Origin of the sequence: Leptospira soteropolitanensis (assembly GCF_026151655.1) — a bacterium.
GTDB lineage: Bacteria > Spirochaetota > Leptospiria > Leptospirales > Leptospiraceae > Leptospira_A > Leptospira_A soteropolitanensis.
Genome location: NZ_JAMQPN010000001.1, coordinates 939,803 through 965,058 on the forward strand (window position 1 = coordinate 939,803; position 25,256 = coordinate 965,058).

Here is a 25,256-nt window from a genome sequence, read left to right on the forward strand (position 1 = left end):
AAAAAATGTCATCTCTCAAAAACTATATCTTCACTTCCGAGTCCGTATCTGAAGGACACCCAGACAAAGTCTGCGACCAAATTTCCGATGCCATTCTCGATGCGTATTTAGCCCAAGATCCCAAATCCCGTGTTGCTTGTGAAACTCTTGTGACAACTAATCTTGTAGTCATTGCAGGTGAGATCACCAGTAAAGGAAAAGTAGACACTCAAGAAGTGGCTCGCGATGTGATCCGCAAAATCGGTTATAACGATATCAATATGTATTTTGATGCAGATTTTGCTGTAGTTGCATCTCACGTGCATGCACAGTCTCCTGATATTGCACAAGGGGTAAACGAAGGCGAGGGACTTCATACAGAACAAGGTGCTGGTGACCAAGGCCTTATGTTTGGTTTTGCGATTGCAGAAACTCCAGAGCTTATGCCTGCTCCTCTTTACTACTCTCATAAACTTTTAGAACATTTATCGGAACTTCGCCATACAAACAAAATTGAATGGCTTCGTCCTGATGCAAAATCGCAAGTCACCATCCAATATGAAGATGGAAAACCAAAACGTGTTGATACAGTTGTTATTTCTACGCAACACAAACCAGGTGTGACTCACAAACAAATCGAAGAAGCAGTGATTGAGGAATGTATCAAAAAAATGATTCCTAAGGAACTCTTAACTAACACGCGTTATTTTATTAATCCTACTGGTAAATTTGAAATCGGTGGGCCACATGGTGATACAGGTCTTACTGGACGTAAGATCATCGTGGATACTTACGGTGGAATGGGTCGTCATGGTGGTGGAGCGTTCTCTGGAAAAGATCCATCTAAAGTGGACCGTTCTGCAGCTTATATGGGACGTTATATTGCGAAAAACGTCGTGGCAGCTGGTCTTGCTCATAAATGCGAAGTGCAACTTGCATATGCCATTGGTGTGGCAGAGCCGGTATCTGTACTAGTTGATACATTTGGAACAGGAAATATTTCTGATGAGGAAATTGCAAAACGAGTTTTGGCAAATTTCAAACTCACTCCAAAAGGCATCGTAGAAGGATTGGATCTTCTTGGAAAAGGAAGAAAATACCAAGAAACTGCAGCTTATGGTCACTTTGGTAGAACAGGTAGTACATTTACTTGGGAAAAAACTGATAAAGCAGAAGCTTTAAAAAAAGGATAAGTATGGGAGCACCTAGCCAATCCACAGCAGACAAAAAAGCAACAAGAGATGCCTACGGTGAAGCCTTAGTTGAGTTAGGTGCATCTAGACAAGACGTCGTGGTTTTAGATGCGGATCTTTCTGGTTCCACTAAAACTGCAGATTTTAAGAAAAAATATCCTGACCGATTTTTTAACGTAGGTGTCGCGGAACAAAACTTAGTTGGCCATGCGGCCGGCCTTGCGATTTCTGGATTTGTTCCTTTTGCTTCCAGTTTTGCGATGTTTTTATCCGGGCGAGCATGGGAAGTGGTGCGAAATAGCGTCGTTTATCCAAAGTTAAACGTAAAACTTGTGGCTTCTCATGGTGGAATCACCGTGGGAGAAGACGGTGCTTCTCACCAATGTATTGAAGATTTTGCCATCATGCGAGTTATTCCAGAAATGACTGTGATTTGCCCTTCTGATTTTAACGAAACAAAACAAGTCATTCATGCAATCGCTGATTACAATGGTCCTGTGTATGTAAGGGTTGGCCGACCAGCCATCCCTGTCATCGAAAGAGAAAACTATAAATTCCAAATTGGAAAAGCTGAAGTCATCTCGGAAGGAAAAGATGTTTGTATCATTGCCAACGGTGTCATGGTAAACGAAGCTATGACAGCTGTGGAACAACTTAAAGAAAAAGGGATTCATGCAAGCCTTCTCAATATGGCTACCATCAAACCTTTGGACAAAGATGCCATCATCGCCAAAGCAAAAGAATGTGGTGCTATCGTCACTTGTGAAGAACACAATGTGGTGGGTGGACTAGGTTCTGCAGTTTCGGAACTACTTTCCGAAGAGTATCCTGTTCCTGTGATCAAAGTAGGAATGAAAGATACTTTTGGTAAATCAGGAACTTGGAGTGGTTTACTCGACTACTTCGGTCTCCGCGCAAAAGATGTAGTTTCTCACGCAGAAATCGCTATTTCCAAAAAGAAAAAATAAGGTTATGGTTGGGTTATGACCAGCTTTGGAGCATCCCAACCTTCCATTTTAGAAGAAACCGAACGAAAGCCCCGTCTTAGCGATGGGCCTTGGAAGGTTGTGCTTTGGGATGATGACTTTCATACTTATGAGTATGTCATCGAGATGTTGATGGATGTTTGTCAGATGCCTTGGGAAAAGGCCTTTCAACATGCAGTGGAAGTGGATACTAGAAAAAAAACCATAGTTTTTTTTGGTGAGTTGGAACATGCAGAATTTGTCCACGAACGGATTTTGAACTATGGTCCTGACCCTCGTATGAGTTCTTCTAAAGGATCTATGACTGCTACTTTAGAGCAGTAAGATTTGCCTAAAAATAGATTACATCTTACGTTCTAAGGCATAATTTCTTTCTGGAACTAACAACGATGAAACGGATTCATTGGTGTCCACTTTGATGTTCGTTGCAGGATTGTAAGTGTCCAACATATACTCCCCATCAACAATGAATTGGTAATGGTATTCGCCAGGTAACAATTTCTTTTCGAGAGTGAACACACCTTTCCTGTCTTTCTTTAGAAAATCATTTTCAGGGTTCCAATCATTAAAGTTTCCGACAACTCGAACCACTTCTGCATTGGGCAAATAAATTTGGAATTTTACAGTACGAAGGTCTCTTTCCTCGTGCAGAGAATCCTCGAGTACTATCGTTTTTGTTTGGCGGTCTGTATCTTTTCCTTCTAAAACAAAACGTGAATAGTAAGAGCCTGACCCATCTTCCACCTTATCAAAGTTTTCTGGATCGTAAGTGAGAAGTCCGTTTACGCGAAACTTGTATTCGTATATAGGATCATCTTCATAAGTATCGGTGATTTGTGTAGGTTCGATCACCATATAATAAATCCCGTATTGGTTCCGTTTCATATCAGAACATTCCCAATTATTAAAACTTCCACATATTTCTACAGATTCATCGCGTAAGCCATTGTAAGTAAAAAGGATCCCTCTATGTATTAGTTTGCCTGAAGAAACATAGGATTCTACATCGAGATAACGAATGTAACGTGGGGCGATATTTTTTTTCAGGCTTTCTAGCTGCCAGAGATAATAAACCGTATCTTGGTCTTCCGTTTCATCCGACATTTCCAGCTCTTTTGAGGAAAAACTTCCAATCCAATCCATTCCGTCTTCGGCAAAGATTCCAATTCCTGTAAAAAAGAGTAAAATGATGGCGATACGAACGGATTTCAATTTCATCATAGTCGTTTGGCTGTAAACTGTCCTTCTAGATAATTTTCGGCAGAATTGAAAAAAGAGAGTGAAAGGTTTTTTTCTGAAAGAACCATCTGACATAATAAAAAAAATATTCTGTCATTTTTAGAAGGGGCCGATAATTCATTAGGAATAGACCTTCAAATGGCTGAGCCGATAGACAAATTGAGTCCGGAAGAAATCAAACAAATCGAGACGATGTTTTCGGCTCTCAATAAAAATCCGCTCTCATCGGAAGAACTGAATCCGATGGCGAAGGTTTTGCGTGAGAAACTGGGATATGTGAATCCCATTGCACCTTCCGAGCCAGAACCAGAAGGAGATTCAGGTTCAACATTTGATGACTTTGAAAACGAAGGCACAAGTGATTCCGATGCAGGAGACCCTTTTTCTGGCCTAGAAGAGGACGACGATTTCGGTCCTCCCAAACTTCCGAACCGGGAAGCAGAAGAAGATGACGACATTGATTTAGACGAACTTTTAGGTGAGGACGGTCCAAAACCCCCACCAACCGAAACCCAAAAAGCGGCCGATGATTTTGACTTTGATGCACCATCGTCCGCTCCTGACGATACGGATCCATTTGCATCCGATGTGGACTCTCCATCTGCTGGCGGGGATGATCCGTTTGCGGATATGGGTTCGACCCCTGCCCAAACGGAAAGTTTTAGTGATGATCCTTTTGCTAATTTAGATGCGATTGATGAAGCTCCCATTGAGGACAAACCGGCACCTGTCATTGGAGATGACCCTTTTGCCAACTTAGGTGGAGAGGACAGTCCCCAGACCACAGACGAAGATCTGTTTGCTGGTTTTGATAGTGGATCAGAAGAAACCACTCCTTCGGGGGATGATTTTGATTTTGGTGCCGAAGCGGACACTCCATCCGCTGGTGGCGATGATCCCTTTGCGGATATGGGTTCCACACCCCAAGCCACAGAAAGTTTTGGAGATGACCCTTTTGCAAATTTAGGTGGGGATGATAGTTCTGCTTCAGATACAGGTTCCGCCGATGATCCGTTTGGTGATCTTTCTACTCCGAGTGCAGGCGGAGAACCTTCTTTCGGCGATGATCCCTTTGCGGATATGGGCTCCCCACCCCAAGCTACAGAAAGTTTTGGCGATGATCCTTTTGCAAGTTTAGGTGGAGATGATAGTCCTTCTACTCCATCTAGAGACAATGAACCTGCTGACATGGGTGGTGGGTTTGATGATCCATTTGGAGACTTGGGTGTCGGTATGGAACCACCAAGTCTGGATGATGACTTAGGGGCTCCTTCTTTTGATGATTTGGCACCATCCATTGATGATATGCCTGTCTCTACGATGGATGACTTTGGTTCCGATGGTCCAGGCGGTTTTGAGGAAGACCTCATGTCTCTTGGAAAAGAGGAAGAACCAGAAGAGTCGCTCGAGGCAAACCTAACCGATGAAGAATTAGCAGTCATCCAATCAGAGTTACTTCGTTATCCACCGAAGCTACGAAGAACGATCATCGATACGATTGTGAACCAAAGGATACCGGTTCGTAATCAAAAAGAAATCATTGAACTCATTAAGGCGCAACAAAAACCAGAAGACATCGCCAGTTACTTAAGTGGCCTTCTGGGGGAACGAGTCGAACTTAGCGATTCTACTGGAAAGTTTGCCGCCGATGGTGTGCCGATCATTGCTAGTCGTGATGCTTACACCAAAGAAGGTGCTGCCCGCAAACGAGAGTTAGTTCGTAGAACTATTCTTTCATCCGCTGCTGCAGTATTTCTTGTATTTGGGATTGTCACTCTTTGGAAGTATGTGATTGTACCGTATCGTGCTAAAGCGCAGTATGCACTTGGTCTTGAGAAAATTGAAGAATTTAGTTATGAAACGGATGCATTAGAAAAGAAAAAACTTCTCGCCGATGCTGAAAATTATTTTATCAAAGGGGAAGAGATTTTCCCGCATAACTTAGAGTTTTTGAATAAATACTGTATTGCCTATACCAAAGCGGGGCAGTATGAAAGAGCTTTTGAAAAATGTTTTGGCAAAGTGGAACCTGATTTCGGTTATGAACCAGAGGATAAGGAACACAAACGTGCTTGGGAAAACAGAAAAGAAGTACCAAACATTAGTTTTGCGAAAAAAACAGAATGGAACGATTCAGGTGTCGAAACAGCAGGGCGTAGGCCATTACCAGAACTTGCATTTTACTTAACTTCACAAGACAAAGTTCCAAGAAAGGTTTTAAAAGCAGGAGCATACATTGCCTCTCGCCTCAAATACAATATTCATGATATTGATACATATATTGCACTCGGAACTTTTCACTCATTCCATAGAAAGGATTTTATCGAAGTTCCACCTGGTAGTAATCGTAAAAAGTACAAAAACGACCATCTTGCCATTGAATATTTCAAACGAGTGTTTACTGATGGAGGAGATCCTGATAATGTTGATGCCATTGCCGGGATTGCTAAGATTTTTTATAACAAACAAGAGTTTGGAACAGCTGTTAAATATTATAACGATATCATTGAAAAGTATCCCAAAAATGCCATTGGGCATGGTGGAATTCTATCGACATATATCGAAATGTGGAAACGAGATAAAAATCCACAATATGTTCTCAACCACCACAGACAAGTTCGTAATGCTCTTAACATAGAAGATGAATTATCTCTATTTGTATTAGCGAAACTTGCATCCTTCTATATCGATTTGGATTCTGAAGAAGTTAGGATCAAATACAATATCAACCCAGAAGACCAAGTCACAGGGATGGAAATTGATGATAATGTGGAATACCTTTTGAACATTGCCTATGGCAAAGAAGGTGGATCTAAATTTGCAGAAGGATATTACCAACGCGCTAGGTTCTATTTCAAAAAAGAAGAGGCAGCTCGGGGTCTCAAACAATTGGAACTTGCATCTACGTATGACATTCGCCATTACTTAGCAGTTCTTTTGATGGCAGAATATTATATCCAAACAGAAAATTATGATGAAGCCGTAAAGTTACTTAGAGAAGCCGATGATCGTTACCAAAATTATAGAGACCGACTCGGGGAAAGAGATGAGGATGAAACCTTACTCGAAGGAAGCCCTGGCAGGATTTCGTTTAACTTAGGCAAAATCCAATTTTTAGAAGCGGCCGGCATTAATGTAACAGACAATATACGAGAATTTCCTGGTAAAAAAATCTATCCAGAACGTAGTATTGGTACTTTGTCTTATGAAGAAAAAGAAAGAAGAAACGGACTCTTTATGGCTCGTGAATCTTTTCTTGCGGCCCTCGATCGTGATATCTCTAAAGATCCAAAGATAGTTAGAGAATGTTATTATTATTTGGGTTGGATCGATTACAATCATGGAGATTTTGCACAAAGTTTGGATTTTTGGGCAGAACTTCCAGAAGAAGATATTTATAACAATGCAACCTTACTTTTTGGAAAAGGCAATGCATTCTATTATACAAGACAATACAATGCAGCTCTTGGCAACTATCTGAAGTTAAAAGATGATTTTGAACTGAAAGAACAAAGTTTGGGAAGGATTGATACAGAAAATTCAGACCATAGAGAAGTGTATGAAACACTCACCGCTCTTTATAATAATATTGGGGCAGTGTATGAGAAAAAACAAGATACCATCAATGCCCTAAAATACTATTGGAAAGCAATGGAAACCGCTAGAAAGATAGGGTCAGTGAGTGAAATTGCAAACTCTAACAAAGATTTGGTGTTTGCCAGAGCCAAACTAGATCGAGAGCCGCTTCTTGAAGATTGGTTGGCTCCAACTCTTGACCGATTGGATCGGATTAAAAAATAAATTTAGTAAAGTTGGCTTTAGGTTTAGGAAAGAAAGTTGGGCGTGGAGGACAGATGATTTCTATCCTCCAAAATTGTTTTATTACAGATCCCGTCTTAAATTAATGTTTTCGGAAACGTTCTCGGATTCCTAATAGAAAGAAGTAAAAAGTTTCCCACATCCTTTGGATACGGTACGGTCTTGCGATGATCCTCCAAAGCCAAATGAGTCCTCTTTCCTTAAACCACTCAGGTGCTTTTTTGTCAGCACCAGATAACATATCCAAGGCGCCACCTACACCAATCACAACCGCTTTGCCAAAATAACCGGTATTGTTTTCGATCCAAATTTCTTGGTCTGGAAAATCCATCGCAAGAAAAATGATATCGGGGCCCGTTTTACGAATGGCCTCTTTGACTCGCATTTCTCTTTGTCTATCGAGATGTCCCGCGTGCCTTCCGACAATTCTAACTTTTGGAAAATGTCTTGTAAGGTTAAAATAAATTCGTTCTACAATTTCGTCTTTGGCTCCAAAGATAAACGCTGTGAATTCTTTAAGTTCTGCCAAACGAATGAGATCCATCATCACTGCAATAGGGGTGACTCTCTCTTTCAGTTTTCCTGAGGTCATCCAACCAATTCCTGCCCCTTCCACGAGAATGGTTCCTGCTTTTTCTGCTATGCGATGTAGGGACTTTTTCGGGCGCATCCTCATGAGTTTGATGGGATCTAAAAATAAAACATGGTGCATGCCTTCTTTTTTCTCAAGCACGCGAAAGAGTTTGGCTATCGCTTCGTCAGTAGTAACGTTGTCGATGGGAATTCCCAAAACATTTAGAGTTTCTAGCTTGGAAACATCGATATTTTGGTATTCTAGTAGTATATCCCTCTCATCTTTTGAGGAATTGTGAACGATTTCGCTCAATTGCTTCATGTAGCCGGGCTTTCCTTTCCTATCTAAAACATTATGTCCAGTACCCTCAATTGTCGCCTCTAAATTTTTAAAAACTTCCGTTTTTTCACTTGGATTGGAATCGAAAGAAAGAGAAAAAGTATCAAAATGTTTCGTAGCTATCTTTTTTCAACTTTGATTCTCTTTTTTCTCTCAAGCGCAAGTTATGCGGAAAAACTATCCATTTTCGGAACGATACAAAATGGAACCACTGGTGGACCAGGCAAAGCAGATTCCATTCGAATGCTTGCTTTACAAGGAGCTATGGTTCCTTTAGCGGACATTGGTCCACAGTCTGGTAAATTTCGTTTTCCGGAAACGGATTTACCGGAAGGAGCACCCATACTTTTACAAATCCAATACCAAGGCGTAAATTATAATAAAATGATTCCGCCAACCACCAAGTTTCGTACATCTCCGCAAGATGTTTTGGTTTATGACACAGGTGCAAATCGGAATCAAGTTGCAGTCAAGAGTTTAATGCAAGTTATGCGAGAGAAAAAAGGACTCCGTGTTTTTAAATTATTTTTGATAGATAATTCAAGTAAACCTCCGAAATCTTACGATTCAAAGTCTTCTCCTTTAGAATACTCTGTAGCAACGGGAGCGACAGAAATTTTGGCACAAATCCAACAACCAGGAAGTAAGATGGCTATCCCTTTGGGAATCCCAGAAGGGCCAAATGGAGGAAGGTTACTGGACCGTGCCATTCTTCCTGGTGTTTCGGAAATGCAAATTTCCTATTTTATTCCAAATAACCAAGATACTTTCAGCGAGCGTATGTTAGTTGAGTCAGAGAATGGAAAGTTTCCTATCTTTGTCAAACCACAAGATATGGAAATCAAAACTGGAGAAAAAACTCCCGTCACCAAACTTGACAAAGATGTTCCGCCAGGGCTTAGTGCTTATGTTTTGAGTTCTTTGGACTTCGGAACTACTGTTGAGTTTACTTTCTCTGGTGGAAAACCACTTCCCACAATGTCTAACAATCCAAATCCCGAAATCTGGAATGGTTCGATCCTGACCAGTTGGGACCTATCCCTTTTTGCAGTGATTGGGTTTCTTGGATTTTTATTTACGCTCTCATTTATTTTTGTGTATCGAAAACAAAGAGAAAGGAAAAACAATCCATGAACCAAAAACAAACAAAACGAGAAACAACCTATCTACGATTTTTTGGCCTCGCCGAACTTGCAGATCATGGTGCCAGAGGAATTTTAGCATTTTGGGTCATCCTAGGAATGGCCTTCTTTTTGTTTGGCGACCAGAACCTAATTGCTCCCAATATGAAAAACATTGGTGCTTCCTTGGGGATCACAGATCCAAATGAAGTGGATTGGAAGTTAGGTGGTATCATCCCCGTTTTGTTTTTTATTTTGGGTGGAGTTGTGTCCTTGTCTATGGGATACCTCTCGCAAACTTTCTCTCGAAAGAACTTACTCCTCGCCACTGTCCTTCTTGGTGAAATTCCATGTTTTTTGACTGCCTATGTAGAGACTTATGATCAGTTTTTGATTTTAAGAACATTATGTGGATTTGGTCTGGGTGGAATTTTCCCACTCCTCTTTAGTTTGATCGGAGATTATTTTTCAAGCCAATCGAGAGCCATTGCAACGGGTTACGTGTCTTTGGCGATGGGACTTGGGGTAGGGGTTGGACAACTTCTTGGTGGAATTTTAGGTGGTGCTGATCCCATCAACGGATGGCGTGCATCCTTTATTTATATGTCTGCTCCTTCTTTTCTATTTGCTGCGATTTATTTATTTTTTTGTAAGGAACCAAAACGTGGTGGTGCGGAAGGAATTGTTGGTGATGAGTTATCACATAAAATCAGTTTAAAAGATTTTAAATTACTTTTTGAAAGTAAAACCAACTTAGGAGCCTTTTTACAAGGCCTACCTGGTTGTATTCCTTGGGGAGTTTTCTTTGTTTATTTAGCAGATTATTATGAACACACATACCATCTTTCTAAAGAAATTTCAGCAGGTATGATTACTTTTTCAGCTGTAGGAATTTTTATTGGAACTTTTTTTGGTGGAGTGCTTGGACAAATTCTGTATAATATCAAAAAAACATACCAACCATTACTTTGTATTGGAACCACTTTCTTTGGAGTATTTCCTGCGATATTACTACTTTATTCATTCGATATCGTTCCTTATATGGGTCTTTTCATTGCATTGAATATTTTTACAGGGATTATGATTTCGATCACAGGACCTAACGTACGTGCGGTGTTACTCAATGTGAATGAACCGAAATCAAGAAGTGCTATTTTCTCTATTTACAACTTAACTGATGATTTAGGAAAGGGACTTGGTCCTGTGATGTCAGCAGTGATTTTAGGGTTAACTCCTGACCGCGGACTTGCTTTGTCTATTTCGATTCTTTTTTGGATTCCTTGCGCATTGGCATGGTTACTAATTTTATTTAATTATGAAAAAGATGAAGATAGAATGCTTCAGTTGATGAAACAAAATGTTTCCAAAGCCTAAATTTTTTATTATTTTAGTTAGATGAATATCAAACACAACTTACTCGATATTGAAGGGACAACAGCACCAATTGCTTTTGTCCATCAGATCCTTTTTCCTTATGCTAAAAAACATATAACACGTTTTTTAAAAGATTTCCAGTTTTCGGAAGTCCGAATGAAGGAAATCCAATCGGAATTTGAAAAAGATAGGAATCTCCGAGAGGAAGGTTTTTTATCTCGCTTTTGCAACCCAAATTCTCTGACTAAAATGGAATCGATTGTTTTTTCACCAGATATTATTCCTTCTTACTTCGAATATTTAATTGAGAAGGATCGGAAGTTTGGTCCATTGAAAGAAATCCAAGGTAAAATTTGGAAAGAGGGATATGAATCAGGAGAAATCAAAAGTACGGTTTATCCAGATGTACCTGAATTCTTAAAAAAGGCCCAAGAGTCAGGAATCCAAAATCATGTTTATTCATCGGGATCTGTGGAAGCACAAATTTTGATTTATCAATATTCAGAGTTAGGTGATCTTCGAAACTATTTTGTATCTTATTTTGATACAGCTGTTGGTGGAAAAAGAGAAAAAACAAGTTATGAAAATATCGCTCGTGAACTAAAGTCTTCTCCCAATCAAATTCGTTTTTTTACTGATATTGTTGAGGAAGCAGATGCAGCGCATGCGATCGGAATGGATGTGGTAATTTTAAATCGGCCAGGAAATATACCGCAAAAACCACATTCCTTTCCTATCTGGGACCATTTTTAAGTCAAAAACCAAATACTCATGGAATAAATTCCGATGAGAACCGGAAAGGCCACCTTCCAAAATGGGTGAGCCGTTTTCAAATTCATAAATACAAAACAAATCAATAGAAACTTGATCGCACTCATTAGAATCAAATTCCAAGTGGCTGGCAACAGGGAACCCATGCCAAAAAAAGAATAATAAACAATAGCCAAAAGAACAACATAAGTAAGTAAAATCGATTTCATCACCAAACTCCTATTGGATTAAATACAAAGCCGGATACAATAATAGCCAAATCAAATCACACATATGCCAAAATACAGCTCCGGCTTCTAAATTTTCGAATGAAATTGTTTTTCGGCTAATATAGATTATAATTAGAATGATAACTCCAACTACCACATGGAGATAATGAAATCCAGTGAGTAACCAATAATAACTAAAAAACTGGCTTGTTTCGAGACCAAATCCGAGTAACCACTTTTCTCGAAATTCATAGAATTTAAGAAAAAGAAAGGCAAATCCAAAAACGATGGAAATCGATAACAAAATTGTAAAAAACTTAAAATTGTTTTTAGTTCTGTAATGCACTGCGGTTGCGATACAAAACCCGCTGGTGAGTAAAAATACAGTATTCCAGAAAGCAAAAGATTTGTTTAAATGTGACTGCATATAAGTAAAAGTAGTGAGATCCTTTGACTTATCATAAACAAGAGAGCCGATTCCTAAACAGAATGTCAGCACTTCGACAAGGACAATCATCCAAATTAAAATTCCACCAGGCGGATACCATAAGGATTGGTTTGTTTCTATGTTATTTTCGTGCATCAAAATCTCCTTTCTAAATATTACTTATAAATAATTGAATGTTCAATTTATTTAATCTTCTTTGTCCTGTTCGGTCCTTAGGGATTTTTTAGGGTTTTCCTCTAGAAGTGAACAATTTGTACCTTTTGATAATACCTGAACATGGTTCTTGATATCTTTAATTGATTCTAAGTATCAACCCATTCTCTCTGTTTCTATATTCATTCATTATGTTATTAGAAAAATTCAAATTCGTACTTGATATAAATCAATGCAAAAACTAAAATCTGCATCTACAATTCAAAAAATTGAAATTAGGAGGCAAGGATGCTATCTAAATCGCAAGCCAGGGCGTTCTTTTTGGGAGGCACCTTTTTGTTCAGTGCTATCTTTGTGTTTCTCACTGTGGATACCTTGCGACAAAACGATTCCCGAACCAATGTACAAAACATGACATCGGATGTTTTGAAGGGGAAGGAAATTTGGGAAAAAAACAATTGTATGGGATGCCATACTTTGTTAGGTGAAGGTGCTTATTACGCTCCTGATTTGACAAAGGTTGTCGAAAGAAGAGGGGCCACTTGGATCGATGTGTTTTTAGACGATCCACAAGCGATGTTTCCTGGAGAACGTAAGATGGTGAAATACAACTTCACTAAGGAAGAAAAGGGGCAAGTCATTGCCTTTCTTGATTGGGTTGGTAAAATTGATGCCAATGGATGGCCTCCAAAACCAAATATTCCAATCGATTCCATTGCCACTCCGCAAGTCCCGCAAGCAAAGTCGAATGCAGTTGCCATGCCTCAACCGGAAAAGTTTTCTCAACTTTGTGTTGCTTGTCATGCTGTAGGTGGGAAGGGTGGGAACGTTGGACCAGCGCTTGATCATGTAGGTTCAAAGTTCGATTCTGATTATCTCAATCGTTGGTTATCAGATCCACAAGCCATCAAACCGGGAACAAATATGCCGAAGTTGCCGTTAACTGATCCAGAAAGAAAAGATATCGTTACTTATCTTTCGGCGTTGAAATAAGGAGAAACAATGAGATTCCAATCACAAAAGGTCGCATATTGGTTCTTTGCAACTTGTATGTTACTCTTATCTTTACAAATCGTTTATGGCTTTATTATGGGTTTTGCTCGTATTGGTTTTGATGGATTACATGACTTTATTCCATTTAATACCGCTCGTGCCACACATACAAATTTACTCGTTGTATGGTTGTTAACTGGCTTTATGGGAGCTGCTTACTATATCATTCCCGAAGAATCTGATAGAGAGTTGTATAGTGTTAAACTTGCTTACATCCAACTTCTTTCTTGGGTTGTTGTTGGAGTGATTGCCATCATTGGATTTCACTTCAATTGGTGGGAAGGTCGTAAGTTCTTAGAAATTCCAAGGCCACTTGATTACTTGGTTGTTGTGAATGTTTTAACATTTTTGTTTAACATCGCCATGACCATCTGGGAAGCTAAAAAAAGAAGTACAACACAGCTTGTTCTTTTCTTTGGTCTGTTATGTGCGGCTCTACTTTATTTGCCAGGTATGATTTACTTCGACAACCAAACACTCGATTCCTACTTTCGTTGGTGGGTAGTGCATCTTTGGGTGGAAGGAGTTTGGGAACTCATCATGGGTGGTATCCTTGCTTTTTTACTCATCAAACTTACCGGAGTGGACAGGGAAGTCATTGAAAAATGGCTCTACGTGGTTGTCGGTTTAACTTTCCTTTCTGGGATTCTTGGAACTGGTCACCACTACTATTGGATCGGAACTCCTAAGTATTGGCTTATGGTTGGTGGAATTTTTTCTGCTTTGGAACCACTTGCTTTTCTTGGAATGGCGATTTGGGCCCTCAATATGTATCGTAAAAAAGGAAAAGACCATCCTAACAAAATTGCTCTCTATTGGACTTTGGGGAGTGCTATGATGTCTTTCATCGGAGCTGGCTTTTTAGGTTTTGCGCATACTTGGCCTTCCGTCAACCAATGGACTCACGGAACACTCATCACTGCAATGCATGGACACCTTGCTTTCTGGGGAGCCTACGCTATGTTAGTGTTAGCTGTAATATCCTATGCAATGCCAAATCTAACAGGAAGGAAACTATTTACCGGAATGTCTGGATATCTAGCATTTTGGGCTTCGAATATAGGAATGTTAGGAATGACTGGAGCTCTCGCTGTTGCGGGAATCACACAAGTGTATCTTGAGCGTAAATTGGGTATGGACTTCCTTGTGGTTCAAAAAGAAATTATATTCCATTTTATTGGAATGTTACTTGCTGCTACCCTATTTACAGTTGGGATCACTTACTTTATCGTCGATTTCATTCGTCATGGCCTTCCATCCGATGAAGCTGTTGGGAAAAACGTCGGTGATCTCGATTAATTTATGTTAACGAAGAAAGCACCCTATTACGAACCAATCGGTAAGGAAATAGAAATCTTTCAAATGGCGGCAGAGAATTCTCTGCCGCTTTTATTGAAAGGTCCTACTGGATCTGGTAAGTCACGATTTTTAGAATATATGGCTCATATTTTAGGCCGAAGACTTATCACGATTCTTTGTAATGATGAAACATCTTCTGTAGATTTAGTTGGAAGATTTTTAGTGAAAGGGGCAGATACCATTTGGATGGATGGGCCTTTGACAACAGGAGTCAAAGAAGGAGCCATTGTTTACTTAGATGAGGTCGCAGAAGCAAGACCAGACACTCTTGTAACCATTCACTCCTTAACCGACCATCGTCGTACTTTATTTTTAGAAAGAAAAAATGAAGAAATCCAAGCACATCCTGACTTTTTACTTGTAGCTTCCTATAATCCAGGATACCAAAGAGGATTTAAAGAATTAAAACCTTCTACCAAACAACGATTTCTTGGAATGGACTTTCCTTATCCGAAAGCTGCTGTAGAAGAAAAAATCATCGTGGGAGAAACAGGAATCAGTGATTCTATGTCGAAAAAACTAGTCCAATTTGCAGGTTTGGTAAGAAACAAATCGGAGTTAGGTTTGGCAGAAACGGTATCGACTAGATTACTTGTATCTTGTGCTAAGTTGATGGCGAAAGGTCTACCGGCACGCTTGGCAGGAAGAACTGCAATTATTTTGCCACTCTCGGACGATTCGGATACTGTCGCAGCTTTACAAGATAGTTTTGATCTAATTTTTTAGGACAATTCATTGGAATGGGACCAATTTGTATTCTACCAAGGCCATAAACTTTGGAAAAAAATTCGTAAAAAGCTAACTCCACCAAATCCATATTATGCGTATCAAATGGGGTTAGAAGAAGTTCGAATCCTTCGTTATTTACAAACCTTAAAAAAAGAACCTACCACTTTGATTCTTGGCGGTGAAACCATTTCTCTTGGCCAAAATTATTTAAAATTTCCTGAAGAAGTATATTGGTTCTTATCTGAAACCAGTTCTAAAAAATTTGTTCGTATCTACTTAGCGTATCTTTCTTTTCTTTCGAATGATAAAGAAGTAAAAAAAAGAAAGAAAGAGAATCATCAAAAAATAAATGAGGAAATATCGCTAACAGAAGAAAATTTTTTCTATCAGTTTCGAAGGTTCTTAAAAGTATTTCCTGGTATTCAAACTGATTGGAAAGAAATTAAAAAGGAAAGAATTGAGATTCGAAAAAAAGATCCAATCCAATACAAAAAAATCACTTCATTATTAATTCAATCGTCTTCCTCTGTTTCCGATCTGAAACATGAGTTTCCAACAGGAAAAGATTTTATATCACAAACTGATAAACAAAAAATTAAGTCGAAAGAATCAAAACAAAAATTGGATCCGAGTGATGCCGAAGTTTTGGAAGTGGATGAGAAAAAAATCGAGGAATATACATTAGGTCATAATTTTGAAAAAATAGAAACGGTCGAAGAGTTTGATGGGCAGTGGCGTGATATAGATGGGGAAGAAGATATGGAGGAAGAAGAAGCCTTACAAGAGCTAAACTTAAAACATATCATTCGCACAGAAGACCCCGTGCATACCACTCGAAGAAGTGAATCTGGGGCCGGAACGACACTGGAAATCTTAGATGAAACTTACCTGGGAAACCGTTTTTCCTATCCTGAATGGGATTATAAATTAAAAAACTATAAACAAAATTATTGCAATGTCATTGAAGAATTCCCAATTCAAAAAGACATTTCCTACACAAAACATGTATTAGAAAAACAAAATTCTACTTTGATTCATCTTAAAAAGAAAATGATGGCACTTCTAAACCAAACAAGAATCAAAAAACGATTGGTATCAGGAGAAGATATTGATTTGGATGCACTTGTGGATCGTTATGCGGATATCAAAGCTAAGATTAGCCCATCGGAATCTATTTATATGAATCCAATTCGAGATGTATCCGATATGGCTTTGTATTTTTTAGTTGATTTGAGTTTATCCACTGATTCTTGGATCCAAGAAAAACGTGTATTGGATGTGGAAAGAGAAAGTTTACTTCTGTTTTCGGAATGTTTGGAGGATTTAAAAATCCCATTTGGAATCGCTGGTTTTTATTCTAGGACTCGCAATTTTAATCAATTGATTCATATAAAACAACTTTCCGAACCTTGGCTAAGTGCACGTGATCGGTTAGGTCCTCTTTCTCCTATTGGATACACTAGAGTGGGTCCTTCTCTTCGTCACGTTAATTCTATTCTAAAGGATACTTCTTATAAACAGAAGTGGATCATCCTCATCACAGACGCACGTCCAAATGATTATGATAAATATGAAGGAAAATATGGAATTGAGGATGTCAATAAAGCAGTCGGTGAATGTTTGTTAAATGGAGTTCAGGTCTACACATTAGCAATCGGAACTGAAGAAAAGCCGACGATTCCTGCGATGATGAGAAATGCAAGTTACCAAATGTTATTCCACCCCGAAAGGCTCCTCGATTCTCTCCAAGAGTTTTTTCGAAGAGCCATAAAAGTGTAACCAAATCGTTTAAGATGGTTTTCCGTCTGGTCTTGGACTAAACAGTATTTTTGTATATTGGATGATAAACAATACAAAAGCAAAAATCCAAGCGATACCGGAAAGGTGGTAAGCCATATTGTATTTTCCAATGAGAGGGAGAAATACTCTAACGACTACCGCAAAATTTAAGATGAGATATGCAAATATTGTGAGTGGGGATGCCACAATACTTCTGCCTGTATGGCCTAAACTCACACGTGTGATCATTCCATAGATAAAAACTCCAATCCCACCAACAGTCAAACTGTGGACTGCAGAAGAAACCGGAAAGTATCCCAAAGATACAAGGCTATACAATAAAAATCCTAAACAAACCCAGAAGTAACCAGTATACAAAATCCAGAGGATAGGTTTTTTATAGGATCGCCAAGGTTTCCATGATAAGTAACGGATCAGATTGGTAACAAACAGTGAAAAACTAACGAAAAAAGTGAAGAAAAGTATCGCACTGCCATAATTGATATTCGAAATATCAATGTTAAATGATTCATGATTTACTAAATAACCTTGGGCCATTTGAGAAACATAAAATACAAACGGCAAGTATAAGATAGCTGTTTCTAATTTAGGCATTCTTTTGAACGAATATCCAGGAATGACTACGCCGGAAAAAAAGGGGACTACGCGTCCTCCAATGATCAAGATTAGGAATAGGATCACAAAAATACTTAAATGAATATATAATAAAGTTTTTTCTGAATCCATCACCGATCTTGCAGAAAACCCTGCTAACAAATGAAATACGGTGAATAGTCCGTAATGATATAAAATGGGACGGTTGTGTTTCTGGGTTGGAACGATTAATTTGGGATAAAGTAGAAGAATGACCATCAAATCGGAACTGATGTCTAAACCGAATGATAAATAGGATACAAGACCCAGAGGAAACATCGAAAACCTACCGAAAGTCCAAAAAAGAAGGAGGTAAAATAAGTTTTTTCCTTTTAAGATACTAGAGTTTGTCCAATTTTGAACCGCAGTAAAAAGGAATCCAAGGACAATGGCTTTGGAAAATCCAAAGACCATTTCATAAGAATGCCAATGAATGGAGTTAATTTGAATGGGATTGGTTATCGCATTGGAAAGTACTAATAACCAAATCCCGATCACTAAAATGCCATAAACCGAACCGAACCAAAAAAAAGGCCGGAAGGCAGTATTCCATAAACTCCACTGAAAAAAAGAAGTCTTCATGATTTGATCCTAATGGAAATTAGAATCATTTCATTGATTCAAATCAAGAACTAAGCCAAAATTTTTAGTAAACCTTCTTTGTCCAAAATGGAAATTTCGCCTTTTTGGTTATCGATAAGGCCTTGTTCTTTTAATTGTTTTAGAATTCGGGAAAATGTTTCTGGCCTCAAGTAGAGAAGGGATGCCATTTGTGTTTGTTTTAATGCCAGAGAATCGGGTGTTCCATAAAATAAAAAATGCGCCACTCTTTGCATTGCATCCATTGTAAGTCCACGATTGATTGCTAAATTTAAGGTATCAATTTTATTCATCAATGAGTGCATTAGAATATGATTTAATTCGATATTCTTGTGAATGCGTGTTTGTACTTCCGAAAGCGGCATTCTAAAGATTGTGCTACTTTTAGTGAACCTTCCAGATGCAGGATATGGAATTCCTTGGATGACTGCCCACTCGGCAATGATACTGACTGGTCGAAAGAATGTTAAGGTCACTTCATTCATGTTCCCATCGTATTTGAATACTTGGAGATCACCTGAAACGAGTAGATCCATGTAAGCAACTGGATCACCACCATGAAATAGAAATTCATCTTTTGAGAATGTGAGTTCTTGACAACCTTCAAAGGCCTTTCTTAAGGATTCTGGATTTGGTTGTGTTAGATACTTTATAATCATGGATTCTAGAATCTATTTTTTCTTTTTAAAGTTTGGAATCTTTATTTCGGTTTCTTTTAAAAATTTCCAAATTCTTTTTAAAGTCACTTTCCAATCTTCCTTTTCTGTTTTAGTTGAAGCTGATGGAGTAGAGGTTTTTGGCTCTTTGATTGGTTGTAACTCGGAAACAGGAACAATCGCAGCAATACCCAAATCAATCTTTAAATATTTCTTTTTGATAATTTTGAAATCTATCTTAGCCCCTAATAAACGAACAATCTCAAGAATAATGGCCCATTTGACTTTTACGGGAGTGAGAGTGTTATAGTTTTCTACTAGATCACTAAATAGTCTCTGCGAAACTTTCGGATTGCTATGAAACAATAAAAAGCGAAAGTGAACATTTCCTTTTAGATCCTGAGTGATGATTAAATCGTTATGATTGAATTCTTTAAAAGGTGGAAAATCAACTAATCTGACAACAACAGAATTGATTAAATCCAAACTATTATGTATTTCTGTTTCTGGGTTTACCTTAATTGAATAAGTGATGTCATCTTCTGGAATCACTTCGTTAATAAAGGAAACAAAGTTTACTTGTTCTTTGAACGGTACTTCTTTGAGTACTTCTAGTCTTGAAAGCTCTATGATATCATCCATTACATTGTCAATGGATGATTGAACTTCGATGACTTCTTTTACCAAACTTTTGTCTTTGGTTTTTTGAGTAGATTCGCGATAAATGATCAACTTTTCTTTCATTGATTTCAGGGGACCCGAAATCATAGCATCCATATAATAAAAAATCTTTTCGCGAAGTGAATCAGCTTCCTTTAGTCTTTCATACCGGTTCTGTAGTTTACGTTTCATCATTAAAAACTGGAAACGCAATGCGAGTGTCATCAAAATTAAATAAAATAAGAAACTTGTTTCAAGAGAGGAAGGCGAATTTAGATAACCTCTTTCAATTAAGATTTCTTTAAGAATTGAATAAAGTAAATAGATTAGGGCTAATAAGTGGATTGCGGATCCTCGTTTCTGTTCTCGGAATTTAATAAATGTTACGTAAATCGCATATCCGATCACTGCTAGTAAATGTATGTCCCAGTAACCGATAAAGTTATACCAAAATACTGGATTTGGGATAACCGCAAAAACGGCAATAAAGAGAAATTGAGTTAATAAGTATAATCTTTGATATTTAAAAGGCTTTAGCTCAAAGAAATCTTGGATGAATTTTATGAATCCATAGGGAAGTATAAGTAGAAATGAATACTCTATAAACTTAAGTATTGCAAATTGATTGATTAAAAAGAATCGAACTTCGTTTTTTGATAACTCATAACCAGAAAAGATGAGAGCTAGAATACTAAAACTTAGATACTCCCTTTTATCTCGAAGATTGAAGAAGTTAATAAAGAAGAATAATGCAATAAAGAGATAAAAACCTACAAAAATTAATTCAACAAGCGAATCGTAAAGATTTCCGTTGAGAGCCTCTTCGTAAGTAACGATGCGGATAGGGCCAGTAATGATGCCAGCAGAAGTCGATAATGAAGAGTCGATCTTGATAATAAGAACGTTCTCACCTTCTAACAATAGATCATGAGGAATGGGGTAGATCCTTGGCCTACCAAAAGCAAACTCATCTGGGTCTTTCCCGAAAGCAGAATTATTTTTGCCTATAAGAACTCCGTTGATAAATACTTCATCTGATTGGTACACTTTTCCAAGTTGTAATGCTAATGATTTTTGGTGTTGTTCCGTTGTGATTTCAAAACTTTTTCTGATCCAAATGGCTCCACGATAACCTTTGTTTAGGTTTCTAAAATTGCTTGGAACAGTGGTGATGTCTAAATTGTTCGCATTAAAATCATTACTAAGTATGTCTGCATTATTGTTGAAATAAACTCCCCAATCCTCACCATCTAATCGTAATACTACGGTGTTTTCGCCTGTAGAACGCGAACAAAATGAAACAAAGAAAAGTAAGCAAAGTATGTGGGCTCGATTGAACGGAAAGAACTTCATTTTTTTATTTTCTCCGGGATACGAATTGTAAATTTTGCTCCCATCCCTTCGCTAGATTTTAAACTCACCGTACCACCAAGAAATTTTGCGGTAGCTTCCACTAAAGTTAATCCAATGCCAGCACCTGGAATTTCATTTTTTTTATCACGGTATCCTCTAACGAATTTTTGAAATATAGTTTCCATTTCTAATTGGCTAAGACCCATACCTTCGTCCATGACAACAAGTTGATGATATCCGTCTCGGTTAAAAAATTCTATGCTAATGTCTGTTTTTGGATCAGTGTATTGATACGCATTTTCTATAAGATTTCTTAAGATACAGAATAGTAATTCTTTGGGGAAGTAAATTTCTAAGTCATTCGGTTTTACATCGATTGTAGTAGATCTTCTGTATTGCTCTAAATGGTTTTCGATATTAGAAACACAGTGTTTGATTAATTCAGATACGGAAAAATTTTCGTAAAAAGGTATGTATGTTTTGTCCTCTAATTTACGTAGGAGGATTGCTTCTTCAACCATATATCCCATGTAAGAAATATGGTCTTCTGCTTGTTTAATTGGATCTAGTTCTTGTTTTGTGTTATTGACTTTAGGCTTTGTTTTCTTTTTTGCCGCTTGTTTTTGGTTTGTTTTCGTTTGTTCTTTTATTGAAACTTTGGTCTGGTTTGATGATATATTATCGATAGCTTTTTTAATTTTTTCCATTCCTGATTTGAATTCAGAAGATAAATTAATTAAAAATCCTGTCTTTACTCTCTCCATTTGGATGAGTTCTTTTTCTTGTTCAATAAAGTTTTCTAATCCCAGGACAATATCGTTAGAAAGTTGAATAGAAATCATTACAAGAAATATCAAAAATCCAAGATATAATGTTCCTGGCATAGAAATGATTTCTAATGCAGAGAGACTATCAATCAGGATTGTAGGTAATAAACAAGCAATTCCGATAAGGATGTATTTAACTTTTGCAATGTTTTCTTTTCCATTTTTTACAAACAGATAAATTACGAGACCCATTGCTACAGGTAAGGTATAATTAAAGAGGGCGATGACTAAAATCCAAGTTTTCGGAGTTCTAAAGAATAAAGTAATTACAAATAGTGCAAAAAGAAATACTTCATAAACAAGCAACACCAAACTACGTTTCATCTTTAGATACTGGTGCATGAAGTTGATAAAAAATACAGGAAGGCAGATGAGAACTAAGAGTTCAGCAACATAGGACCAAGTAAAACTTTCAAATAAAATGTCGCGATGTTGTGTGCGAATTAGAACATAAATTCCCATAAAAATAGAAAACAAAGCGAAGAAAAAGTTTTCACCTGCTCGGCCGCGGACAATCGAACCTACTAAAAAGTAAATCCCCATAAAAATAAATACATATCCGCATACCATAGCAAATGCTTCTTTTGAAAAAACATTTTCACGTAACAGACGTTCCTTGGCAATCGTAGGTGCTTCTTTTAGCCCATTTAGATTTGTTGCTGCATAAATGCGAATGGCCATAATATTTAGGCCAGGTTTGAGAAGGTGAGTGGGAAGGGAGTAAATCCGAATTTTTTGAAAATCCACTTCCATTTTAGGTAAAACCGTTCCAGTTTTATCAATGAGAGTTCCATTTAAATAAAACTCATCGATGTCTCGGATACGTCCAAGTTGGATCGCGATTGGTTCCACAGGTGTTGTGTAATTTTCTGGCAAAAAGAAAGAGCAGCGATACCAGTGATAGCCTGTTAGGTTTTCCGTTTTAGAAATTCCATAATCGGGGACTGAACGTTTGACCCAGAAAGATTCTTCTACAGTTTCGTCTCGCCAATCTAAATTGTCACCTTTTCTAAATAACCAGTCAGTTTTTAGAACTATCGGTTTTTCAAAGGAAGTAATTAAAGTTCCGCATGGATCTGCCGCCAAACCGAGTAAAGTTGGCATTAAAACGAATGCGAAACCGAAAACGAATCGGTAAATAAAGGTATTCGAAATCATATCGGTTCGACGTTTCGAATGGCCTCTTCGATTTCTTTGAGCTGAGTAGAGATTCTTGCGTCGATAGCTCCCACATCTGTTTCTATAATCACGCCACCACGATCCACTCGAGAGTCTTCGTAGATGTTTACCTTTCTGAGGGATTCCATTAGTTTGATAAGTTCGTCTTTGTGTGCAGTGGTAAGTTCCAAGTCGGCAAAGTTAACTCGAATATCGATCCTATCGCGATCTTTGATTCGTTTCATTGCTTCGCGGATATTGTTGAGTACGATTTCTTTACGTTCAATAATTTCATCTTTGATGACTTTTCTTGCAATAACAAGAATCATCTCTACCATTTGTTTTTCCGACGCTGCAATCATCTCTTCACGAATATCGATCGCCTTACCAATGATAGTTCCTAGGCGGTCAATGAGTCTTCTCACTTCACCTTGGCCTTTTTTGAATCCAACTTCGCGACCAGCATCATATCCTTTTTGATATGCCTCATGCTCAATCTCAGCCTGTTTCATTTCGGCTTCTTTGATCATACGTTCGACTTCCATCTTAGCACGATCTAAGATTTGTTCCGCTTTGGCACGGCCGGAGTCTTCTTCTAGTTTGATTTTTTCTTTAGAGTCTTGAACCATTTGGAAGGCTTTGGTTCTACCTTCTTCTTCAATGGCTTTGGCTTGTTTTTTTGCGTCTTCTAATAATTGACGAACTTGTTCTTCTGTTTCTTGGCGATACCTTTGGAGTTCCGCTTCGATCTCTTCAATCGATGGACCTTGGTATTGTTCGATGATATTTCCTTCTTGGTCTATCTCGAAGTCTTCTTGTTCGTCGGTTTTATGAAATTTTTTGTACTTATCAGGAAGTTGAATCTCAACTTCTTCTTGTAAGTCGGCAATTTGAATAGGTTTAAAGACGAGTTTTGCCATATACTTACTTCAATCTCCAGAGTTTCACTTTGCCTTCGTCCATTGCCTCGCGCAGTCGATCCAAGATTCCCTTTTGGGCTTCTTCAATTTCTGCTAAAGACACAGGGCCTAATGAATCCCATTCGATCTTTATTTCTTTTACAAGCCAAGATTCCAAATTGGAATATACTTGGTCGCGAAAATCCGTTTCCACTCCTTTCAGTGCACAAGCAATGACAAGAGGATGGATCTCTGAAAAGAACCGAGTGAGACTCGTCCTTCCTAAATGAAGGAGGTCTTCCAAACGAAAGTAGTGTTCTACTATAGTTTCGGCATATTCTGGGCTTTTTTTCTGAATTCGTTCAATTAAATTTTGAGATGGCAAAAAAGGAAGTCTGGTGAGAATTTCCCCTGCCGTTTTGGCTTTGCGGCTGCGGATCTTCGAAACTGGCATTTTTTTCTCGATCAGTTCCATTTTGAACCTGAGAAAACGCTCCAGTTGGTCGCGTTCCCGGTCCGAATGGTAATCAACTTCAGAAAGTGCTAAAATAATATCTTCCCTGTGGTTTTCTGGATATTCGGATAAAACCTCGGAAGCCGTCTCTGGATCGGAAAAACTAAGAACCCTGGCCACCACTTCTGAAGACTCGTCCATTGTCAAATGGCGAAGCATTTCCACGGAATACCTGGGTAGTTCTTGCCAAAGAGGGGATTGGGATTTGGATTCTTCTTCTTTGAGGATTTCTTGGATGAGCGAATACAATTCACTTGAATCTGGATGTTCGCTATTCGTATATCTTCCGTCAGATGATTCGTTTAGATCTCCGTGTTGATCATTGCGATCCGAAAAGCCGCTTTTGAGGGGTGAATTTCCGATTGGAAGTTCAGATTTCCCTGCTTTTTCAAGGAAATCACCGCTCTTCGCATATTTCCCCGCCGGTGAATTGGGTGGGTAGCCGTTGTTCGTATAACCGCCTATTTTTTGAGTTCCAGGTCTAGATTGTAAATTCCCTGGAAGCCCCGTCTCGAATGGGTATTTTCCTTTTGTCTTTTGCTTATTTTTTTGGAGGAAATTGGTAAAGGAAAGGAGGATGTCCTTTTCCTGGCCCCTTGTTGGGGAAGGATTTGATTCCACTTTGATCAGAAGTGATTCAATTTCTGCGTCACTCAAATGCGCGAACACTTCATCCGGTAAATAGCGACCTAGGATTTGGTAGGCTAAGGCGGCTTTGTTGGGTCCGGATGGAGTTTTCATTTAGGTGACATAATAGCGGAATGATACAGTCGTACAAACTAAAAAATATTATTTTTTTTAATTCGAAAA

Annotated in this window: 21 protein-coding genes; 11 read left to right on the forward strand and 10 right to left on the reverse strand. The window is 38.3% G+C overall.

Annotated features, from left to right (window positions below; translation table 11 throughout):
• Positions 1 to 5 precede the first annotated feature (5 nt).
• The 3 genes from metK to ND811_RS04520 are packed head-to-tail and all read left to right on the forward strand — an operon-like array spanning position 6 to position 2,482.
• Positions 6 to 1,172 carry a methionine adenosyltransferase gene (gene metK, locus ND811_RS04510; RefSeq protein WP_265350159.1) on the forward strand — a complete coding sequence of 389 codons (1,167 nt, stop codon included), beginning with the start codon at positions 6 to 8 and terminating at the stop codon, positions 1,170 to 1,172.
• Between the two features lie 2 nt (positions 1,173 to 1,174).
• Positions 1,175 to 2,140, forward strand: coding sequence for a transketolase family protein (locus ND811_RS04515; RefSeq protein ID WP_265350158.1), 966 nt, complete (start codon positions 1,175 to 1,177; stop codon positions 2,138 to 2,140).
• 15 nt (positions 2,141 to 2,155) lie between these two features.
• The gene (locus ND811_RS04520; protein ID WP_265350157.1) at positions 2,156 to 2,482 is read left to right on the forward strand and encodes an ATP-dependent Clp protease adaptor ClpS; all 327 of its coding nucleotides are present in this window, start codon (positions 2,156 to 2,158) and stop codon (positions 2,480 to 2,482) included.
• An 18-nt stretch (positions 2,483 to 2,500) separates the two neighbouring features.
• Here the strand turns inward: ND811_RS04520 and ND811_RS04525 are convergent, their stop codons facing one another.
• Positions 2,501 to 3,379 carry an early set domain-containing protein gene (locus ND811_RS04525; protein WP_265350156.1) on the reverse strand — a complete coding sequence of 293 codons (879 nt, stop codon included), beginning with the start codon at positions 3,377 to 3,379 and terminating at the stop codon, positions 2,501 to 2,503.
• A gap of 156 nt (positions 3,380 to 3,535) precedes the next feature.
• Between ND811_RS04525 and ND811_RS04530 the strand changes: the two genes are divergently transcribed.
• Positions 3,536 to 7,198: a hypothetical protein gene (locus ND811_RS04530; protein ID WP_265350155.1), complete on the forward strand. Its 3,663-nt coding sequence runs from the start codon at positions 3,536 to 3,538 to the stop codon at positions 7,196 to 7,198.
• Between the two features lie 100 nt (positions 7,199 to 7,298).
• Here the strand turns inward: ND811_RS04530 and ND811_RS04535 are convergent, their stop codons facing one another.
• Positions 7,299 to 8,111: a WecB/TagA/CpsF family glycosyltransferase gene (locus ND811_RS04535; RefSeq protein WP_265350154.1), complete on the reverse strand. Its 813-nt coding sequence runs from the start codon at positions 8,109 to 8,111 to the stop codon at positions 7,299 to 7,301.
• Between the two features lie 126 nt (positions 8,112 to 8,237).
• On the opposite strand from ND811_RS04535, the gene ND811_RS04540 reads away from it, so the two are divergent.
• From ND811_RS04540 to mtnC, 3 genes are read left to right on the forward strand one after another with little or no spacing between them, the layout of a single operon-like run.
• Positions 8,238 to 9,263 carry a hypothetical protein gene (locus ND811_RS04540; protein WP_265350153.1) on the forward strand — a complete coding sequence of 342 codons (1,026 nt, stop codon included), beginning with the start codon at positions 8,238 to 8,240 and terminating at the stop codon, positions 9,261 to 9,263.
• Positions 9,260 to 10,624: an MFS transporter gene (locus tag ND811_RS04545; RefSeq protein ID WP_265350152.1), complete on the forward strand. Its 1,365-nt coding sequence runs from the start codon at positions 9,260 to 9,262 to the stop codon at positions 10,622 to 10,624. Before ND811_RS04540 ends, ND811_RS04545 begins: the two co-directional genes overlap by 4 nt.
• A 21-nt stretch (positions 10,625 to 10,645) precedes the next feature.
• A complete protein-coding gene (gene mtnC / locus ND811_RS04550; RefSeq protein WP_265350151.1) occupies positions 10,646 to 11,377 on the forward strand; it encodes an acireductone synthase in 732 nt (243 codons plus the stop codon).
• Here mtnC and ND811_RS04555 read toward each other — a convergent pair.
• Complete coding sequence (locus tag ND811_RS04555) at positions 11,374 to 11,604, reverse strand: prokaryotic cytochrome C oxidase subunit IV (protein WP_265350150.1); 231 nt, start codon at positions 11,602 to 11,604, stop codon at positions 11,374 to 11,376. The two genes, mtnC and ND811_RS04555, sit on opposite strands and share 4 nt — an antisense overlap.
• A 10-nt stretch (positions 11,605 to 11,614) precedes the next feature.
• Positions 11,615 to 12,187: a cytochrome c oxidase subunit 3 gene (locus ND811_RS04560; protein ID WP_265350149.1), complete on the reverse strand. Its 573-nt coding sequence runs from the start codon at positions 12,185 to 12,187 to the stop codon at positions 11,615 to 11,617.
• A 306-nt stretch (positions 12,188 to 12,493) separates the two neighbouring features.
• On the opposite strand from ND811_RS04560, the gene ND811_RS04565 reads away from it, so the two are divergent.
• The 4 genes from ND811_RS04565 to ND811_RS04580 are packed head-to-tail and all read left to right on the forward strand — an operon-like array spanning position 12,494 to position 17,125.
• Positions 12,494 to 13,198, forward strand: coding sequence for a c-type cytochrome (locus ND811_RS04565; RefSeq protein ID WP_100720157.1), 705 nt, complete (start codon positions 12,494 to 12,496; stop codon positions 13,196 to 13,198).
• Positions 13,199 to 13,207: 9 nt separating this feature from the next.
• Positions 13,208 to 14,557 (forward strand): cbb3-type cytochrome c oxidase subunit I, encoded by a 1,350-nt coding sequence (locus ND811_RS04570; protein WP_265350148.1) that lies wholly within the window; start codon positions 13,208 to 13,210, stop codon positions 14,555 to 14,557.
• 3 nt (positions 14,558 to 14,560) lie between these two features.
• Positions 14,561 to 15,343 (forward strand): CbbQ/NirQ/NorQ/GpvN family protein, encoded by a 783-nt coding sequence (locus ND811_RS04575; RefSeq protein ID WP_265350147.1) that lies wholly within the window; start codon positions 14,561 to 14,563, stop codon positions 15,341 to 15,343.
• Positions 15,344 to 15,352: 9 nt separating this feature from the next.
• On the forward strand, positions 15,353 to 17,125 hold the full coding sequence (locus ND811_RS04580; RefSeq protein WP_265350146.1) for a nitric oxide reductase activation protein NorD: 1,773 nt from the start codon (positions 15,353 to 15,355) through the stop codon (positions 17,123 to 17,125).
• A gap of 9 nt (positions 17,126 to 17,134) precedes the next feature.
• On the opposite strand, the gene ND811_RS04585 is transcribed toward ND811_RS04580, so the two are convergent.
• The 6 genes from ND811_RS04585 to ND811_RS04610 are packed head-to-tail and all read right to left on the reverse strand — an operon-like array spanning position 17,135 to position 25,187.
• The gene (locus tag ND811_RS04585) at positions 17,135 to 18,361 is read right to left on the reverse strand and encodes an NnrS family protein (protein WP_265350145.1); all 1,227 of its coding nucleotides are present in this window, start codon (positions 18,359 to 18,361) and stop codon (positions 17,135 to 17,137) included.
• Positions 18,362 to 18,411: 50 nt separating this feature from the next.
• Positions 18,412 to 19,038, reverse strand: coding sequence for a Crp/Fnr family transcriptional regulator (locus ND811_RS04590; RefSeq protein ID WP_265350144.1), 627 nt, complete (start codon positions 19,036 to 19,038; stop codon positions 18,412 to 18,414).
• A 12-nt stretch (positions 19,039 to 19,050) separates the two neighbouring features.
• The gene (locus ND811_RS04595; RefSeq protein ID WP_265350143.1) at positions 19,051 to 21,048 is read right to left on the reverse strand and encodes a 7TM-DISM domain-containing protein; all 1,998 of its coding nucleotides are present in this window, start codon (positions 21,046 to 21,048) and stop codon (positions 19,051 to 19,053) included.
• Positions 21,045 to 23,033, reverse strand: a complete 1,989-nt coding sequence (locus tag ND811_RS04600; RefSeq protein ID WP_265350142.1) for a sensor histidine kinase — start codon at positions 23,031 to 23,033, stop codon at positions 21,045 to 21,047. Before ND811_RS04600 ends, ND811_RS04595 begins: the two co-directional genes overlap by 4 nt.
• On the reverse strand, positions 23,030 to 23,953 hold the full coding sequence (gene fliH, locus ND811_RS04605; protein ID WP_002973208.1) for a flagellar assembly protein FliH: 924 nt from the start codon (positions 23,951 to 23,953) through the stop codon (positions 23,030 to 23,032). Before fliH ends, ND811_RS04600 begins: the two co-directional genes overlap by 4 nt.
• A gap of 4 nt (positions 23,954 to 23,957) precedes the next feature.
• The gene (locus ND811_RS04610) at positions 23,958 to 25,187 is read right to left on the reverse strand and encodes a FliG C-terminal domain-containing protein (RefSeq protein WP_265350141.1); all 1,230 of its coding nucleotides are present in this window, start codon (positions 25,185 to 25,187) and stop codon (positions 23,958 to 23,960) included.
• Between the last annotated feature and the right edge of the window lie 69 nt (positions 25,188 to 25,256).

Bases quoted from the DNA above. Each gene is read 5' to 3' on its own strand.
- metK (WP_265350159.1), top strand. From the start codon at position 6: ATGTCATCTCTCAAAAACTATATCTTCACTTCCGAGTCCGTATCTGAA.
- ND811_RS04515 (WP_265350158.1), top strand. From the start codon at position 1,175: ATGGGAGCACCTAGCCAATCCACAGCAGACAAAAAAGCAACAAGAGAT.
- ND811_RS04520 (WP_265350157.1), top strand. From the start codon at position 2,156: ATGACCAGCTTTGGAGCATCCCAACCTTCCATTTTAGAAGAAACCGAA.
- ND811_RS04525 (WP_265350156.1), bottom strand. From the start codon at position 3,379: ATGATGAAATTGAAATCCGTTCGTATCGCCATCATTTTACTCTTTTTT.
- ND811_RS04530 (WP_265350155.1), top strand. From the start codon at position 3,536: ATGGCTGAGCCGATAGACAAATTGAGTCCGGAAGAAATCAAACAAATC.
- ND811_RS04535 (WP_265350154.1), bottom strand. From the start codon at position 8,111: ATGAAGCAATTGAGCGAAATCGTTCACAATTCCTCAAAAGATGAGAGG.
- ND811_RS04540 (WP_265350153.1), top strand. From the start codon at position 8,238: ATGTTTCGTAGCTATCTTTTTTCAACTTTGATTCTCTTTTTTCTCTCA.
- ND811_RS04545 (WP_265350152.1), top strand. From the start codon at position 9,260: ATGAACCAAAAACAAACAAAACGAGAAACAACCTATCTACGATTTTTT.
- mtnC (WP_265350151.1), top strand. From the start codon at position 10,646: ATGAATATCAAACACAACTTACTCGATATTGAAGGGACAACAGCACCA.
- ND811_RS04555 (WP_265350150.1), bottom strand. From the start codon at position 11,604: ATGAAATCGATTTTACTTACTTATGTTGTTCTTTTGGCTATTGTTTAT.
- ND811_RS04560 (WP_265350149.1), bottom strand. From the start codon at position 12,187: ATGCACGAAAATAACATAGAAACAAACCAATCCTTATGGTATCCGCCT.
- ND811_RS04565 (WP_100720157.1), top strand. From the start codon at position 12,494: ATGCTATCTAAATCGCAAGCCAGGGCGTTCTTTTTGGGAGGCACCTTT.
- ND811_RS04570 (WP_265350148.1), top strand. From the start codon at position 13,208: ATGAGATTCCAATCACAAAAGGTCGCATATTGGTTCTTTGCAACTTGT.
- ND811_RS04575 (WP_265350147.1), top strand. From the start codon at position 14,561: ATGTTAACGAAGAAAGCACCCTATTACGAACCAATCGGTAAGGAAATA.
- ND811_RS04585 (WP_265350145.1), bottom strand. From the start codon at position 18,361: ATGAAGACTTCTTTTTTTCAGTGGAGTTTATGGAATACTGCCTTCCGG.
- ND811_RS04590 (WP_265350144.1), bottom strand. From the start codon at position 19,038: ATGATTATAAAGTATCTAACACAACCAAATCCAGAATCCTTAAGAAAG.
- ND811_RS04595 (WP_265350143.1), bottom strand. From the start codon at position 21,048: ATGAAGTTCTTTCCGTTCAATCGAGCCCACATACTTTGCTTACTTTTC.
- ND811_RS04600 (WP_265350142.1), bottom strand. From the start codon at position 23,033: ATGATTTCGAATACCTTTATTTACCGATTCGTTTTCGGTTTCGCATTC.
- fliH (WP_002973208.1), bottom strand. From the start codon at position 23,953: ATGGCAAAACTCGTCTTTAAACCTATTCAAATTGCCGACTTACAAGAA.
- ND811_RS04610 (WP_265350141.1), bottom strand. From the start codon at position 25,187: ATGAAAACTCCATCCGGACCCAACAAAGCCGCCTTAGCCTACCAAATC.